The following is a 15692-nucleotide window of genomic DNA, read 5'->3' as shown; positions in this document are numbered from 1 at the left end:
CCGACGCCGTTTTTGATCGGCACGCCAGGCCATTTTTGCGCATGCCACAATGCATCGCGATTCGTCCGATGGAACCACCCCGATGCCGCCCACTCCTGCCCTGCGCCGCCTGCTGATGCTGTATGCCGGCCTGATCGCCGCAAATGTCGCCGTCTGGCTGTGGGCGCTCGCGGTGCTGCACGACCATCCGCTGCTGCTGGGCACCGCGGCGATCGCGTACGGCCTCGGGCTGCGTCATGCGGTCGACGCCGATCACATCGCCGCGATCGACGTCGCGACGCGCAAGCTGATGCAGGACGGCCAGCGTCCGGTTACGGTCGGCCTGTTCTTCTCGCTCGGCCACTCGACGATCGTGGTCGTCGCGACGCTCGGCATCGCGCTGAGCGCGTTCGCGCTGCGCGACAGCTTCGACGCATTCCGCGAGATCGGCGGCACGATCGGCACGGCGGTGTCCGCGACCTTCCTGCTCGTGCTCGCGTGCATGAACCTGGCGATCCTGCGCGACGTGTGGCGCCGCTATCGCGGCGCACCGGACGCGGCTCACGGCGCTGCGCACACGCATCGCGCGAGCGGCCTCGTATCGCGGCTGCTGCGCCCGCTGTTCCGGTTCGTGTCGAAAAGCTGGCACATGTATCCGGTCGGCGTGCTGTTCGGCCTCGGTTTCGATACTGCAACAGAAATCGCGTTGCTCGCGATCGCGGCCACGCAGGCGAGCCACGCGCTGCCGATCCATTCGGTCATGCTGTTTCCCGCGCTGTTCGCGGCCGGCATGACGCTGATCGACTCGACCGACAATGTGCTGATGATCCATGCGTACGGCTGGGCGATGGACGATCCGCGGCGCAAGCTGCTCTATAACGCGAGCATCACGCTGCTGTCGGCGGCCGTCGCACTGGCGGTCGGCGGGATCGAGGCCGCCGGCCTGCTCGCCGACAAGCTGTCGCTGACGGGCCCCGTACGCGATGTGCTCGACGCGCTTGGCGCGCGCTTCGGCGCGATCGGTTACGGCATCGTCGCGCTGTTTCTCGTCGCCTGGATCGCGTCGATCCTCTGCCATCGCTGGCCGCGCGCTGCCGACACGACGGCGCGATAGACGTAGTCAGACGTTTCATTTCGGAAACAAAAAGCTCACGACGGCGTATCACGCGCTGTCACGCGATACGTGCGCGCCTTGCGCCACGGACACGGCCGGCCGTTGGCACGAATCTCGCAGTTAGGGATTCGCACGGCGGGCCCGCGGGCCGATTCGTGTTCCCGGCTGGCCTCCGACGCCAGTCCGACACGCATCGGCCGCCGATACGACAATGCATCGTTGCTGGTCCCCTGCATCACACGTTGATGGTCGCGCGTGACGAGGCATCGCGCGCATCGGGGAGATCAATAATGAGCAGAACGAATCAACGGTCCCGCGCGGCGGGACGGTGCTATCGCACGACCCTGCTGGCCGCAGCCGCGTTTGCGTGCTGCTGTTCTTACGCGATTGCTCAGGACTCGGTGCCCGACGTCGCGTCCGACCCGACCGCCAGCGCAGACCCCGTCATGATGCTCGCCGAGGACTCGGCGTCCTGCGCCGCAGGTCCGGCTGCTTGCGCGGTACACATATATGCCGGCCGCGGCGCTGTGGGCAGCGGCGCAGGAAGCACCTCCGGCAGTAGCAGCCCGGGGAACAGCGGGAATGGCGGAAGCGGCGCCGTCGGGCCTGCGGGCGTCGGTGGATCGATCGGGGCGACATCCGGTGGTACGAGCGGAACAGGTCGTAGCGGCGGGGCATCTGGCAATGGGGGTAAAGGTGGCGGGACCTCGGGTAACGGCACTTCGGGTGGTGGTACCTCGGGTGGTGGTACCTCGGGTGGTGGTACCTCGGGTGGCGGTTCCTCGGGCGGTGGCTCGTCGGGTGGCGGCTCCTCGGGTGGTGGTTCCTCGGGTGGCGGCTCCTCGGGTGGTGGTTCCTCGGGTGGTGGTTCCTCGGGTGGTGGCTCCTCGGGTGGTGGTTCCTCGGGTGGTGGTTCCTCGGGTGGTGGCTCTTCGGGTGGTGGCTCCTCGGGCGGCGGCTCCTCGGGTGGTGGCTCCTCGGGTGGTGGCTCCTCGGGTGGTGGCTCCTCGGGTGGTGGCTCCTCGGGCGGCGGCTCCTCGGGTGGTGGCTCCTCGGGTGGTGGCTCCTCGGGTGGTGGCTCCTCGGGTGGTGGCTCCTCGGGTGGTGGCTCCTCGGGTGGTGGCTCCTCGGGTGGTGGCTCCTCGGGTGGTGGCTCCTCGGGCGGCGGCTCCTCGGGTGGGCATGGGGGCGGTGGTAACGGCGGCGGTAACGGCGGCGGCGGTGGTGGTCACGGTAATGGTGGCGGCAGCGGCGGCGGTACCGGCGGCGGCAACGGCGGTCACGGTAATGGTGGCGGTACCGGCGGTGGCAACGGCGGTCACGGTAATGGTGGCGGTACCGGCGGCGGCAGCGGTGGCGGTACCGGCGGTGGCAACGGCGGTCACGGTAATGGTGGCGGCAACGGCAGCGGCAACGGCGGCGGCGGCGGTAGCGGCGGCGGCAGCGGTGGCGGTACCGGCGGTGGCAACGGCGGTCACGGTAATGGTGGCGGCAACGGCAGCGGCAGCGGCAACGGCGGCGGCGGCGGCAGCGGTGGCGGTACCGGCGGTGGCAACGGTGGCGGCGGCAGCGGCGGTACCGGCAGCGGCAACGGTGGCGGCGGCAGCGGCGGTACCGGCGGTGGCAACGGCGGTCACGGTAATGGTGGCGGCAGCGGCAACGGTGGCCACGGCAACGGCGGTGGCAACGGTAATGGCAACGGGAGCGGCGGCGCCGGCAACGGCGGTGCCAACGGTGTCGGGAACGGCAATGGCGGCGCCGGCGGCAACGGCGGATCGGCCGGTGGCCATGGCCACTGACCGACGCATCGCCTGACCCGGTACGATCAGAGCATTTCGAGCGCGCGCTTGCTGCGCGGCGGACGGAAATAGCCGTCGAGTTGCGCGCGCTCGTCATCGCTCAACACGAAATCGAGCGCCGCGCGATTGTCGCGAACGTGTTCGATCCGCGACGCCTTCGGGATCGCGAATACACCCGGCCGCGCGAGCACCCAGGCAAGCGCGACGCGCATCACCGACACACCGCGTTGCCGCGCGATCTCGTCGAGCGGCGAACGCTTCGGCAGCCGCCCGTGATCGACCGGGCTGTACGCCATCGCCGGCATCCGGTGCTCGGCGAGCCATGGCAGCAGGTCGAATTCCGCGCCGCGCCGCGCGATGTTGTAGAGGATCTGGTTGGTCGCGCACGCGCCGCCGCCCGCCTCGTCGACGAGTTCTGCCATGTCGGCCGTATCGAAGTTGCTGACACCCCAATGGCGAATCTTGCCCGCGCGCCGCAGCGCCTCGAATCCCTCGACCGTCTCCTCGAGCGGCACCGAACCACGCCAGTGCAGCAGGTACAGGTCGAGACGGTCGGTACGCAAACGCTTGAGGCTCGCTTCGCACGCGGCGACGACGCCACGCCGGCTCGCATGATGCGGATACACCTTGCTGACAAGGAACACGCCGTCGCGCAATCCGGTCAGCGCCTCGCCGACGAGCACCTCGGTCGCGCCGTCGCCGTACATCTCCGCGGTGTCGACCAGCGTCATCCCGAGCGCGATTCCTTCGCGCAATGCTGTGATCTCGTCCGCGCGACGCGCGGGCCGCTCGCCCATTTCCCACGTGCCCAGGCCGAGCTTCGGAATGGTCTCGCCGTCCGGCAGGACGACCGTGGCGATCGTGTCTGTCATGCGCTCCTCGCTGCGGATTGGTGGCCGCGCACCCGCGGCCGTAGCATCGAATACGACGCATCAGTGTAGTCAATTGGTGCGGCGTCCACCTGCTGCACGGCAAAAACCGGATATAACGGCGCCGCATGATGACTTAGAATGGCCGGCAATCTGATCGATACCCATTCCATGAAGGCACCCACGGACGACCGCTGGCAGGACCTGCGCCCCGACCCCGAGAACGATACGCCGCTCTACCTGCAGCTCGCCCGCAAGCTCGGCGACGCGATCCACGACAATCGCTGGGCGGCCGGCGAGGCGCTGCCGTCCGAACGCGTGCTGTCCGAAGCGCTCGGCGTGTCGCGCATCACCGCGCGCAAGGCGATCGCGCTGCTCGTCGAGCAGGGCTTGATCCGCCGCACGCAAGGCGCCGGCAACTTCATCCAGCCGCGCTACGAGGATCCGCTGTCGCGGCTGTCGAGCTTCAGCGAGATGCTCGAGCGCCGTGGCTTCAAGCCGAGCTCGCAGTGGCTCGAACGCGAGATTCAGCCGGCGAACCGCGACGAAGTCATCCAGCTCGGCCTGTCGCCGGCCGCGTCGGTTACACGGCTGAAACGCCTGCGTCTCGCCGACGGCATCGTGATGGCCGTCGAGAACTCGACGTTCCCCGCCACGCTGATTCCCGATCCGCAAGCGATCGGCGGTTCGCTGTACAGCTATCTCGAAGCACGCGGCACGCCGATCGTGCGCGCGCTGCAGCATTTCCGCGCGGTCAACGCGACCGACGAGATCGCGCAGCAGATGGGCATCGCGCCGCACGACGCGCTGCTGCTGATCACACGAATCGGCTATACGGCCGACCAGCGCGCGATCGAGCTCACCGATACGTACTGCCGCAACGACTACTACGACTTCGTCGTCGAGCTGCGCAAGTAATGCGCGCGGCGCCGCCGGCGCTCATCGCCAGCGCGCTTCGTCCGTGCCGAGCGGCACGGGCGGCCGCGTGAATCGCGGCGGTGTCGCCGACAGGCGTTCGGCCGGACGCACGGCATCGATCACGCCGAACGGCGAAGCGGTCCGGTCGATCCGGTCGCGCACGTCGTCGAACGTGAAATCCGGTGCATGCAGGCCGTCCGGCACCGTGCCGAACGATTGCAGCCAGCGCCCCGTCTGCGCGAGCGACAGCCGCACGTGCCAGCTCCCTCCTTCCGTCGCACGGCGCGCGAGCGCGATCATCGCGCCGAACGCCGCGAGATAACCCGTCGCATGATCGAGCGCCTGGCACGGCAGATGGCGCGGGCGGTCCGCGTGCGCGGCATGCTGTTCGTGCCAGGCGATACCGCTCGCCGACTGCACGAGGCTGTCGAAGCCGCGCCGCATCGACCACGGCCCCGCATGCCCGTACGCGGATACCGACACGCACACGATGCCGGGCCGCAATTCCGCCAGCGCCTGCGGCGAGAACCCGCGCGCCGCGAGCGCGCCGGGGCGATAGGCCTGCAGGAATACATCGGCATCGCGTGCGAGTTCGCGCAGCGTGGCAACGCCGGCCGCCTCGCGCAGGTCGATCCACGTCGAACGCTTGCCGCGCCCGTTGTCGATCACGAGCGATGCGATGTTCGGCAGGTGCGGACCGTTGACGAGCAGCGTCTGCGCACCGTGCGATGCCAGCGTGCGGCCCGCGACCGGCCCCGCGATGATGCGCGTGAGATCGAGCACGCGCACGCCCGCGAGCGGCTGGTCGTGCCCGCGGCCGATGGCCTCGACGGGCGCGTCGCCGATCCGCTCGATCTCGAACAACGGCAGCGACGCGAGCGCGCGTGCCTGGTTGTGCGCCGCCCATTCTTCAGGGGTTCTGATCAATGCCGCGCACAGGCCGGCCTCGGCCAGCGCGGTATCGAGCGCCGCGCCGTCCCACGTGCGGATCGCGGCCGCAACGTCGTCACGCTGCGGGCCGCAGCCGAGCACGTCGAGAATCCCGTGCAGGTGATGCGGAAAGTTCGCATGCAGCTGGATCCAGCGTCCGTCGCGCGTGTCGTAGAAGCCCGTCACCGGATGGCGCGGCTCGGGCGGCAGGCCGTCGTCCACGCGCAGGTAGCGTTCGCTCCGGAATGCGACGAGCGCGTCGCGCATCGATACGTCGACGCGCTGCGCGATGCCCGTGCGCAGCCGGTGGCATTCCGCCGCCGCGAGCCCGGCTGCCGCGATCGTCGCCGCGGCGAGCGTGCCGACGTGGAACGTCGACGGCAGCGTCGGGTCCTGCCCCGTCACGGCCGCGCGGGCCAGCGCGCCGGGTTCGCCGTGCGCGAGTTGCCACAAGCGGGTCAATGCGAGTTCGGGTGTCATGGTGGAAGCGAACCGTTGAGGAGACGGATTCGAGTCTAGAATTCGCGACGGGCGCGATCAATCTTGATTGCGCGAATCAATGCATAACGAATAGTTGTAGCCGGGCCGCGCTTCATGCGCCCCGACAGGAGCGATCGGCATGACGTCCCTCAGCGCGCCGGAAGCCGCCGGCATCCTCGGTGTCAGCGTGAGCACCCTTTACGCGTATGTGAGCCGCGGCCTGCTGTGCTCGCTGCCCGACGGCGCGAGCAAGCGCCGCCGCTACGACGCGGACGAGGTGCGCCTGCTCGCACGCCGTCGCGCCGACGCGAAACGTGCGGGCGGCGTCGCCGAACGCTCGCTCGACTGGGGCGTGCCCGTACTCGAATCGCGGATCACGCAGATCGCCGACGGGCGCCTGCACTATCGCGGCGCCGATGCGATCGCACTCGCGAACGACGCGACGCTCGAGGAAACGGCCGCACTGCTGTGGGATTGTCCGCCCGCGCGGCTTGACGCGACATCGCTCGCGTCGACCGGATTCGACACCGCGCAGTGGGACGACTGGGCTCGCCGCTGGGCACATCTCGCGCCGCTCGAGCGCACGCTGGTGCTGCTCCCCGCTGCGGCCGCGTCGCTGCCGCGCCTGTGGGCCCAGGGGCGCGACGCGCAGTTCGACGCGGCCACGGTTCTGCTGCGCGTGACGACGGCCGCGCTGGCTGGCATCGCGCCGGGCGACGCCCCCGTGCATCGGCAGCTCGCCGCGGCATGGCGGCTGCGGCGACGCGACGAAGCCGACCTGCTGCGCCGCGCGCTCGTGCTGTGCGCCGATCATGAACTGAACCCGTCGACCTTTGCGGTGCGCTGCATCGCGTCGACCGGCACTCACCTGTTCGGTGCGATCGCGGGCGGGCTCGCGGCGCTGTCGGGCCCACGCCACGGCGGCGAGACGTTCCGCGCGGGCGCGCTGCTCGACGAAGCGGCGCGCGCCGCCGACCTCGACCGCTACCTCGCGCTGCGCGTCGCGCACGACGAACGGGCCGACGGTGCGCGCACCGCGCTGTCCGGTTTCGCGCACCCGCTCTATCCCGACGGCGATCCGCGCGCCCGCGCGTTGCTCGATGCGCTGCACGCGATGCTGCCCGACCGGACGCCGCTATGCATGGCCCGTGCGCTCGCCGCGCGCGTCGAGGCGGCGACCGGCCTGCGACCGTCGATCGATTTCGCGCTCGCGGTGCTGGAACGCACGCTTGCGCTACCCGACGGCGCCGCGTTCACGCTGTTCGCGGCCGGCCGCACCGCGGGCTGGATCGCACACGCGCTCGAACAATATGCGGACGGCAAGCTGATCCGGCCCCGCGCGCGCTACATCGGCAGCGACGCGGCTGCCTGACCACGGCCGCCGCGCCATGCGGCGGCGAACCGTCGCCACGCGATCGGCGCGGCCTGCGGGGCCGGCGCCGCCTGCGGGCCAAACGCGAACACCGCGCCGCCCGCCGCCGCGCTGATCCATACGCGCATGCCGGGCAGCAGGGCCAGCGTCTCGCCGGCGCGCAGCCAGTGATCGTCGGGCCGGCCCTCGATCGTCACCCACAGATCGCCGTCCGCGACCTGCAGCGCGGTGCGATCGACGATCCGCCACCGCGCGGCCGGCTCGTTGCCGTCCATCTCGTAGAGTCGCAGTTCTCGCATGGCCGCCTCCGGATCGCGTGGGTTCGATGACACCAGTATTTCGGACAGCGGCAACACACGGACAGATACGCCTGCAGACACTTTCGGCTGAACTGTACCGGTCGGCTGACGGACAGGCGTCCGGCGCGCCCGCTGCCGATCCTGCGTGGAACGGCGGCTTTGCCTACAATGGCGGCTGTCCCGCGCCCTCGGTCCGTCCCCATGTTCCAACGCCCGCCCGCCGCCGCTCCCGGCGAAAAGAACCTCACCGTGATGCTCTGGCTCGTTGCGACGGGCTTCTTCATGCAGACGCTCGATGCGACGATCGTCAACACGGCGCTGCCGTCGATGGCCGCGAGCCTCGGCGAATCGCCATTGCGGATGCAGTCGGTCGTGATCGCATACTCGCTGACGATGGCGGTGATGATTCCCGTCTCGGGCTGGCTCGCCGACACCTTCGGCACGCGGCGCGTGTTCTTCAGCGCGATCCTGGTGTTCTCGCTCGGTTCGTTGCTGTGCGCGAACGCGCATACGCTGTCACAGCTCGTCGTGTTCCGCGTCGTGCAGGGGGTGGGCGGCGCGATGCTGTTGCCGGTCGGGCGGCTCGCCGTGCTGCGCACGTTCCCGGCCGAACGCTACCTGGCCGCGCTGTCGTTCGTCGCGGTCCCCGGGCTGATCGGTCCGCTGATCGGGCCAACGCTCGGCGGCTGGCTCGTGAAGATCGCGTCGTGGCACTGGATCTTCCTGATCAACGTGCCGGTCGGCATCGCCGGCTGCGTCGCGACCTTCTACTCGATGCCCGACGCGCGCAACCCGGCCGTGGGCCGCTTCGACCTGAAGGGCTATCTGCTGCTGACGATCGGGATGGTCGCGATCTCGCTGTCGCTCGACGGGCTCGCCGATCTCGGCATGCAGCACGCGGCCGTGCTCGTGCTGCTGATCCTGAGCCTCGCGTGCTTCGTCGCGTACGGGCTGTACGCGGTGCGCGCGCCGCAGCCGATCTTCTCGCTCGAACTGTTCAAGATCCACACGTTCAGCGTCGGCCTGCTCGGCAACCTGTTCGCGCGAATCGGCAGCGGCGCGATGCCGTACCTGATCCCGCTGCTGCTGCAGGTGAGCCTCGGCTATTCGGCATTCGAGGCCGGGCTGATGATGCTGCCGGTCGCGGCGGCCGGGATGTTCTCGAAGCGGATCATCACGCGCCTGATCACGCAGCACGGCTACCGCAAGGTACTGCTCGTGAACACGATCATGGTCGGCGTGATGATGGCGAGCTTCGCGCTGATGCGCGACACGGTGCCCGTGTGGGTGAAGGTCGTCCATCTCGCGCTGTTCGGCGGTTTCAACTCGATGCAGTTCACCGCGATGAACACGCTGACGCTGAAGGATCTCGGCACCGGCGGCGCGAGCAGCGGCAACAGCCTGTTCTCGCTCGTGCAGATGCTGTCGATGAGCCTCGGCGTCACGGTCGCGGGCGCGCTGCTCGCCACCTTCACCGGAATGCTGCGCACGGTGACGCCGAGCAACACGCTGCCGGCGTTCCACGCGACCTTCATCTGCGTCGGGATCATCACGGCCGCGTCGGCGTGGATCTTCGCGCAGCTCGCACCCGAGATCCGCGGCCGCGCGCAGCACAAGACCGATCCGTCCGAGCGCGCGTGACGCACGACGCGCGCCGTGCCGGAAACCCCACGACGGCGCGCCGCGCACCATGTCGGTGCAGCATGGCTGCGCAGCGCGGCGCCCGGCGACCGCGACGGGGCATCCGCACGGGGCCCGATGCCGTGCATGCTTCTTGCTCGCCTATTCTGTAGGTAAACTGGCAGTCTTCCTTCGGCCGACATCATGAGCATGATCGACATCGATCCACCCGGCTTTCAGCCGCCCCGCCCCGTCGCCGGCGACGACGGGAAGCGGCGCACCGTGCTGTACGGTGCGTACACCGTGTTCAGCGTGTTCCAGCCCGTTTTCTCGGTGTCGCACCGCCGCGCGATCGGCTACCACGCGTCGCTGCGCGCGCACGACGAGGACAGCCGCCAGGTCGCGTCGCACGAGGTGTTCACGCAGGCGGCGCGGCGCGGCGACCTGCTCGAGCTCGGCCGGCTCGCCGAATCGCTGCATCTCGGCAACTTCCACGCGTTCGACAGTCACGACGAATGGCTCTTCCTGAGCCTGCATCCGGCCGCGCTGATGGACACCGTCTACGGCGACGCGCTGCTCGCGAACCTGAAGGCGCTCGGCCTGCCGCCGCATCGCGTGGTGCTCGAAGTGCCCGAGCAGGCGGGTGGCGAGACGCCGCGCTATGCGGCGATCGTCGACGGCCTGCGCAAGGCCGGCTTCCTGATCGCGCTCGGCGGCTTCGGCGCGAAACATTCGAACATCGACCGCGTGTGGCACCTGCATCCCGACATCGTCACGCTCGACCGCGGGATCCTCGCCCAAGCGAGCGAACACTCGCATCTCGAGCGCGTGCTGCCGGGGCTCGTATCGCTGCTGCACGAATCCGGCCAGCTCGTGCTGATGGGCGGGCTCTCGACCGAGCGCGACGCACTGATCGCGCTCGAATGCGATGTCGACTTCGTGCAAGGGCAGTACTTCGCGGGGCCGAGCGTCGACCCCGTGCAGCCGCAGGCCGCCGCGGGCTGCATGGATACGCTGTCGGCCGCGTTGCGGCTGCGCGTCGCGCAACGCGAGCGCACGCAGGCCGAACGCCTCGCGCCGTATGTCGCCGCGCTGGAGGAAGCAAGCCGGAAGCTCGTCGCGGGCGAATCGCTGATCGACGCCGCCGGCGCCGTGCTGGGATTGCCGGAAACCGCGCGCTGCTTCCTGCTCGACGCATCGGGCCGCCAGATCGGCGACAACGTGCTCGCGCGCGGCAGCGTATCGCAGCGGGCGAAACGCTTCCGGCCGCTGCTGCATTCGGAAGGCGCGAGCTGGGAGCGCCGCCCCTACTTCATCCACGCGATGCGCGCGCCGGGCCGCGTGCATCTGACGCCGCCGTACCTGTCGATCAACGAAGCGCACCTGTGCGTGACCGCATCGATCGCCGCGCCCGCCGCGACCGGCATGCAGGTGCTGTGCGTCGACATCAACTGGGAAGCGGCGCTCAACCGCGAATGAGTTCGCGCGCCGCGCTCATGCGGCGCCATCGATGGCGTCGTCCCGGCGCGCGATCAGCCGATGCACGCGCTTGCCGGACGACGCGCTGACCACCTCGTGCTCGTCGATCACGTGCATGCCGGGGCCGAGCGCCGCGTGCATGCGCGCCGAATCGAGCGGTGTGTACAAGCGGCCGCGCTCGTCGCGCAACGCGCCGTTGCCGGCCACCCGCCAGCTCAGGTACAACGTGCCGCCGGGCATCAGCAGCGCGGCCAGCCGCGCGGCCGCCGCGGCGGCATCGGCCTGCTCGAGATGCATGACGACCGTCTCGCACAACACGTTTCGAAACGCGCCGGACGGCACACCCGCGAGCGCCGGCAGCGCGGCCAGTTCGAACGTCAGCGACGGGTGACGCAAGCGTGCCTCGGCGAGCAGCGCCGCGCTTGCATCGTAGCCGCGCACGTCGAATCCTTGCGACGCGAGCCACGCAGTGTCGCGCCCCGCGCCGCAGCCGACGTCGGCGGTCGGTCCCGGCGAGAAATACTGCTCGAGCAGCGCATACATGTCGTCGGGGGCGGCCTGGTCGAGCCAGTCCTGCGCGTATTGCGCGGCATGGGCTTCGTAGGCATCGAGAGTCGGGCGATCCACCATGGCGATTGCTCCGCGTACGCGTCCTGTCGTGCGACGCATCCCGCATCTTAGCCGTTGCGCATCGCGCGTGGTGCGGCGCGGGGTCCTATGCGGCGAGCACGAGCCGCGCGGCGGCCGTGGCGGCCGGACCGGTCGAGCATGCGCCGAACTCGCAGACCGGCGCGGCCGGCGTGTCAGACGTGCGAGTGCACGCCGCCGTGAACCGGGCCCGCGCGCCGCTCGACTTCGCGGCGCACGTCGCCGCGCAGGCCCGCGAAGAACGCGACTTCGGCGACGACGAACAGCGGCCCGACCATCAGGCCGACCAGGTCGTCGACGAACGCGGGCTTGCGCCCCTCGAACCAGTGTCCGACGAACTGCACGATCCAGCCGACCACGAACGCGCCGACGCCGATCCCGAGCCATTGCGCGGTCGGCAGCACCGCGAGCGTCTGCGCGGCCCATAAGCCGAGCGCGAACAGCGCGGTCATCACCAAGCCGAAGCGCAGGTCGAGACGCAGGTAGAACACCGCGAACGCCACCGCAAGCAGCAGCGCCGGCGACAGCGCGACGCCCGCCAGCACGCCGATCGCCGGCCGAGACAGCAGCACCTCGACCGCGAACACGATCATCGGAATGCCGACCAGATGCGTCGCGATGTTGCGCGCGTCGCGATGGTAGGCCGCATATTGGGAAAGATGATCCTCGAGCGTCTTCATGGTGTCTCCTGAACGATCATTGGGCGCTATGATGCGCGTCACGCCCGACAACCTCTGTCAGCTACCCGACATCGCGTGTCCATGCCCTCGCCGCTCGCCCCGTACCTGCCGCAGCTCGAAGCGCACCCGTGGTTCGCCGCGCTGCCGCCCGCGTTGCGCGAGGCATTGCTCGCCCGCGCCGCGTTGCGGCACTTGCCGGCCGGCCAGACGCTGTTCCGCCGCGGCGACCCGCCGTGCGGGCTGTATGCGGTGCTGGCCGGTTCCCTCACCATAGGCGCGGTCGATCCGCAGGGCAAGGAAGCGCTGCTGACGGTCGCCGAACCCGTCACATGGTTCGGCGAGATCGCGCTGTTCGACGGCCAGCCGCGCACGCACGACGCGATCGCGCTCGACGACACGCTGCTGCTGCACGTCCCGCAGGCCGCGCTGCTCGCGATGCTCGACGCGACGCCGCAATACTGGCGGCAGTTCGCGCTGTTGATGGCGCAAAAGCTCCGGCTGAGCTTCCTGACCGTCGAATCGATGAGCGTGATGCCGGCCGCGCAGCGGCTTGCCGCGCGGCTGCTGATGATCGCCGACGGCTACGGCGGGATCAGCGCCGGCCGCACGCGCATCCGGCTGTCGCAGGAAAAGCTCGCGGCGATGCTGTCGCTCACGCGGCAAACCACCAACCAGCTGCTGAAGGCGCTGCAGGCCGACGGCGTCGTGCGGCTGCATGTCGGCGAAATCGAACTCGTCGACGTCGACGCGCTGCGCCGCGCGAGCGGCCTGTCCGACGGTACGCGCTGACCGCCCCCCGACGACGCCGCACAATCACCGCCACGCCGCATTCCCGCCGTCATCGCATTGCGCTATCGTGGCGGCTCGTTCGCCCTCCCCGCATCCGCTCTTGAACACGTCCACCGTCACCACTCCGTCCCGCCATGCGTGGCCCGTATTCGTCGCGTTCCTGCGGCTCGGCCTCACGTCGTTCGGCGGCCCCGTCGCGCATCTCGGCTACTTCCGCGACGCGTTCGTCACGCGGCGCGGCTGGCTGACCGAGCGCGCCTATGCGGATCTCGTCGGCCTGTGCCAGTTCCTGCCGGGGCCGGCGAGCAGCCAGGTCGGGATGGCGATCGGCCTGTCGCGCGCGGGCTATGCGGGGATGTTCGCCGCATGGCTCGGCTTCACGCTGCCGTCCGCGCTGCTGATGATGCTGTTCGCGCTCGGCGTCCACGCGACGGGCATGCCGGTCGCGGCAGGCGCGCTGCACGGGTTGCGCATCGTGTCGGTCGCGGTGATCGCGCAGGCGGTGTGGGGCATGGCGCGCACGCTGTGCCCGGATGCGCGCCGCGTCACGCTGATGGCGATCGCGGCCTGCATCGCGCTGCTCGTCCCGGCCGCGTGGCTGCAGGTGGTCGTGATCGTCGCGGCAGGCGCCGCCGGTCTCATGCTGTTGCCGCAGCCCGAGCGCGGCGCCCACGATCCGTTGCCGCTGCACGTGTCGCACCGCGCGGGCGTGCTGTGGCTCGTACTGTTCGCCGCGCTGATCGTCGTGCTGCCGGTCGCGGCGAGCGCGCTCCACTCGAACACGCTCGCCGTCGTCGACGCATTCTTCCGCACCGGCGCGCTGGTGTTCGGCGGCGGCCACGTGGTGCTGCCGCTGCTGCAAGCGGCCGTCGTCGCGCCGGGCTGGGTTGGCGAGTCGGCATTCCTGGCCGGCTATGGCGTCGCGCAGGCCGTGCCGGGGCCGCTCTTCACGTTCTCGGCCTTCCTCGGTGCATCGCTGCGCGACGCCCCGAACGGCTGGCTCGGCGGGACGATCGCGCTGGTGTCGATCTTCGCGCCGTCGTTCCTGCTCGTCGCGGGCACGGCGCCGTTCTGGGAACGCCTGCGCCGCAGCACGCACATGCAGGCCGCGCTCGCGGGCGTGAACGCAGCGGTCGTCGGGCTGCTGCTCGCCGCGCTCTATCACCCGGTGTGGAGCGACACGATCGTGTCGCCGCGCGACTTCGCGGCCGCGCTCGTCGCGTTCGTCGCGCTCGTGTTCTGGCGCGTGCCGCCGTGGGCCGTCGTGATCGCGAGCGCGGCGCTCGGCTGGTTGTCGGGGATGATCGTCTGATCGGGCGAATGCCGCGCGTCGACTCACGCCCGCCGAAAGCAAAAAAGCCCTCGTGACGAGGGCTTTTTTTGGGGGGTGTGCCGCGCGCCGCGGAGGCGCGCAGGATGCCTGTCCCGTGACAATAAAGTCTGGAACGTTTCGCAATTAAGTTTGGAACGCACCAACCTCGCACATGCGCAGTTGGAACAGGAAATCATCGGCCTCTTATATCAAATTTCACATGAAATTCTCGCGACCCATAAGCAGTCGCGTATTTCCCCTGTGCCATCTGCGTTTTCAGCCTGACATGAAATCTCATTGAAAGCAAATTTCCTGACTTTTTTGTTCATCTGCGCAATCGCAGTGGGCGGGTAAAGACGATCACACCGCTAGCGTTATGTTTGCGGAAAGCTCTGGGTTGTCGACGAGATCCACCGCGAGGTCAGCCGTTCGTTAAGTGTCGCTACACGACGTCGTCTGCGAGGCGACCAGACGTGGTGGCGGAGAACAAAGACAGATGCAAAGATCGTCACTGAGCGCTGCCTGCCGGCCATCGGGACCGGTGGTGGAAATCCGCGGGCCATCGCACGCGATTTTCCCGACGGTTTTGCAGACTGGACAAAAGACGGGATCATCTTCGTAGGCTTGCTCGCGACCGTTTATCAGGTCAGCCCCATCCCCACCCTGCACCACTCCGCCAACGGTTGTCAGATCGCCCTTCACAATGTCATAGCGCGGCATTCCTCCACCTCCTCCTTACTTCGCGGCACCACGATAGTGGAAGCTGTTCAGCCACCTGAAAATACGGTTCGCTGGTCTCCGCGTTCCAGTTGCGTCCGAAGTACATCCCGGCCAGCGCGACAGCCCACACGACGGCTGTATGTGAAATCGTCGCGGACAACCCGAGCAGCACTGCCTGCCCGACCGTCCCGCGGATCGCGACGATGAAGGCGGCCATCATCGTTTTCGAATGGCCCGGCTCGAGGCCGTGCAAGGCGCCCAACAGGATCGCACTGGGGATGAACAGCCAGGCGTTGGACGCACCTTGCTGAAGAAGTGTAGAAAATTCCGTCATGGCGGACTCTTACAGGTATTTGGTAATTGCCTTCAACTCGGTCAGCGCGGCGTCCGCCGAACCGCCTTCGTGAATGGCGTGATTGATGCAGTGATCGATGTGATCGTGAACGAGTACCTGCTTTGCATTCCCAACCGCACTCTCGACCGCCTGAAGCTGCTGAGCGACGTCAATGCACGGACGGCCTTCTTCGAGCATGGCGATCACGCTTTTCAGGTGCCCTTCGGCACGTTTCAGCCGCTTGATGATGTCTGGATGCGATTCGTGGATCGTCATAAGGTCCCCCCTGTCGGATGCATGTTGGATCGAAATTCGGGAGGGAACGAGTTGTTCACGAGGTCGGGTCACCA

General features: G+C 69.0%; 15 protein-coding genes and 1 pseudogene. 8 read left to right on the top strand and 8 right to left on the bottom strand.

Annotated elements, in window-relative coordinates; genetic code table 11:
- Positions 1-82 precede the first annotated feature (82 nt).
- Positions 83-1093 carry a HoxN/HupN/NixA family nickel/cobalt transporter gene (locus HWX22_RS24225; protein WP_175916551.1) on the top strand — a complete coding sequence of 337 codons (1011 nt, stop codon included), beginning with the start codon at positions 83-85 and terminating at the stop codon, positions 1091-1093.
- 290 nt (positions 1094-1383) lie between these two features.
- Positions 1384-2892: a hypothetical protein gene (locus tag HWX22_RS32050; RefSeq protein ID WP_244135276.1), complete on the top strand. Its 1509-nt coding sequence runs from the start codon at positions 1384-1386 to the stop codon at positions 2890-2892.
- Positions 2893-2918: 26 nt separating this feature from the next.
- Here HWX22_RS32050 and HWX22_RS24215 read toward each other — a convergent pair whose 3' ends face one another.
- Positions 2919-3764: an aldo/keto reductase gene (locus HWX22_RS24215; RefSeq protein WP_175908071.1), complete on the bottom strand. Its 846-nt coding sequence runs from the start codon at positions 3762-3764 to the stop codon at positions 2919-2921.
- Positions 3765-3932: 168 nt separating this feature from the next.
- Here HWX22_RS24215 and HWX22_RS24210 point away from each other — a divergent pair, with 168 nt between their 5' ends.
- Positions 3933-4679: a GntR family transcriptional regulator gene (locus HWX22_RS24210; RefSeq protein WP_059528318.1), complete on the top strand. Its 747-nt coding sequence runs from the start codon at positions 3933-3935 to the stop codon at positions 4677-4679.
- 21 nt (positions 4680-4700) lie between these two features.
- On the opposite strand, the gene HWX22_RS24205 is transcribed toward HWX22_RS24210, so the two are convergent.
- A complete protein-coding gene (locus tag HWX22_RS24205) occupies positions 4701-6089 on the bottom strand; it encodes a CoA transferase (RefSeq protein WP_175916549.1) in 1389 nt (462 codons plus the stop codon).
- Positions 6090-6228: 139 nt separating this feature from the next.
- Between HWX22_RS24205 and HWX22_RS24200 the strand changes: the two genes are divergently transcribed.
- Positions 6229-7461, top strand: a complete 1233-nt coding sequence (locus HWX22_RS24200) for a citrate/2-methylcitrate synthase (protein ID WP_175916548.1) — start codon at positions 6229-6231, stop codon at positions 7459-7461.
- Here the strand turns inward: HWX22_RS24200 and HWX22_RS24195 are convergent.
- On the bottom strand, positions 7434-7760 hold the full coding sequence (locus HWX22_RS24195; protein ID WP_059527766.1) for a DUF2917 domain-containing protein: 327 nt from the start codon (positions 7758-7760) through the stop codon (positions 7434-7436). The genes HWX22_RS24200 and HWX22_RS24195 overlap by 28 nt on opposite strands.
- A gap of 201 nt (positions 7761-7961) precedes the next feature.
- On the opposite strand from HWX22_RS24195, the gene mdtD reads away from it, so the two are divergent.
- Complete coding sequence (gene mdtD, locus HWX22_RS24190; RefSeq protein WP_175908078.1) at positions 7962-9401, top strand: multidrug transporter subunit MdtD; 1440 nt, start codon at positions 7962-7964, stop codon at positions 9399-9401.
- Between the two features lie 183 nt (positions 9402-9584).
- Positions 9585-10859, top strand: a complete 1275-nt coding sequence (locus HWX22_RS24185) for an EAL domain-containing protein (protein WP_059527773.1) — start codon at positions 9585-9587, stop codon at positions 10857-10859.
- 15 nt (positions 10860-10874) lie between these two features.
- On the opposite strand, the gene HWX22_RS24180 is transcribed toward HWX22_RS24185, so the two are convergent.
- Together HWX22_RS24180 and HWX22_RS24175 are read right to left on the bottom strand one after the other, a co-directional pair.
- On the bottom strand, positions 10875-11489 hold the full coding sequence (locus tag HWX22_RS24180; protein WP_059690566.1) for a methyltransferase domain-containing protein: 615 nt from the start codon (positions 11487-11489) through the stop codon (positions 10875-10877).
- A gap of 173 nt (positions 11490-11662) precedes the next feature.
- Complete coding sequence (locus HWX22_RS24175; protein ID WP_059820858.1) at positions 11663-12187, bottom strand: Mpo1-like protein; 525 nt, start codon at positions 12185-12187, stop codon at positions 11663-11665.
- A gap of 81 nt (positions 12188-12268) precedes the next feature.
- On the opposite strand from HWX22_RS24175, the gene HWX22_RS24170 reads away from it, so the two are divergent.
- Together HWX22_RS24170 and chrA are read left to right on the top strand one after the other, a co-directional pair.
- Positions 12269-12976 carry a Crp/Fnr family transcriptional regulator gene (locus HWX22_RS24170; protein WP_175916569.1) on the top strand — a complete coding sequence of 236 codons (708 nt, stop codon included), beginning with the start codon at positions 12269-12271 and terminating at the stop codon, positions 12974-12976.
- 100 nt (positions 12977-13076) lie between these two features.
- Positions 13077-14288 (top strand): chromate efflux transporter, encoded by a 1212-nt coding sequence (chrA, locus tag HWX22_RS24165; RefSeq protein ID WP_175916547.1) that lies wholly within the window; start codon positions 13077-13079, stop codon positions 14286-14288.
- A gap of 432 nt (positions 14289-14720) precedes the next feature.
- Here chrA and HWX22_RS24160 read toward each other — a convergent pair whose 3' ends face one another.
- From HWX22_RS24160 to HWX22_RS24150, 3 genes and pseudogenes are all read right to left on the bottom strand, one after another.
- Entirely contained in the window at positions 14721-15008 is a 288-nt protein-coding gene (locus tag HWX22_RS24160) for a PAAR domain-containing protein (protein ID WP_111016273.1), read from the bottom strand.
- A gap of 49 nt (positions 15009-15057) precedes the next feature.
- A pseudogene (locus HWX22_RS24155) lies at positions 15058-15342 on the bottom strand (nickel/cobalt efflux protein RcnA); the annotation flags it as partial.
- A gap of 9 nt (positions 15343-15351) precedes the next feature.
- Positions 15352-15618 (bottom strand): metal-sensing transcriptional repressor, encoded by a 267-nt coding sequence (locus HWX22_RS24150; RefSeq protein ID WP_175908088.1) that lies wholly within the window; start codon positions 15616-15618, stop codon positions 15352-15354.
- Positions 15619-15692 lie beyond the last annotated feature (74 nt).

This window comes from Burkholderia sp. BCC1638 (assembly GCF_902833195.1).
Classification (GTDB): Bacteria; Pseudomonadota; Gammaproteobacteria; order Burkholderiales; family Burkholderiaceae; genus Burkholderia; species Burkholderia diffusa.
The sequence above is the reverse complement of the archived record's forward strand: the minus strand, read 5'-3'. Positions and strand labels throughout refer to the sequence as shown.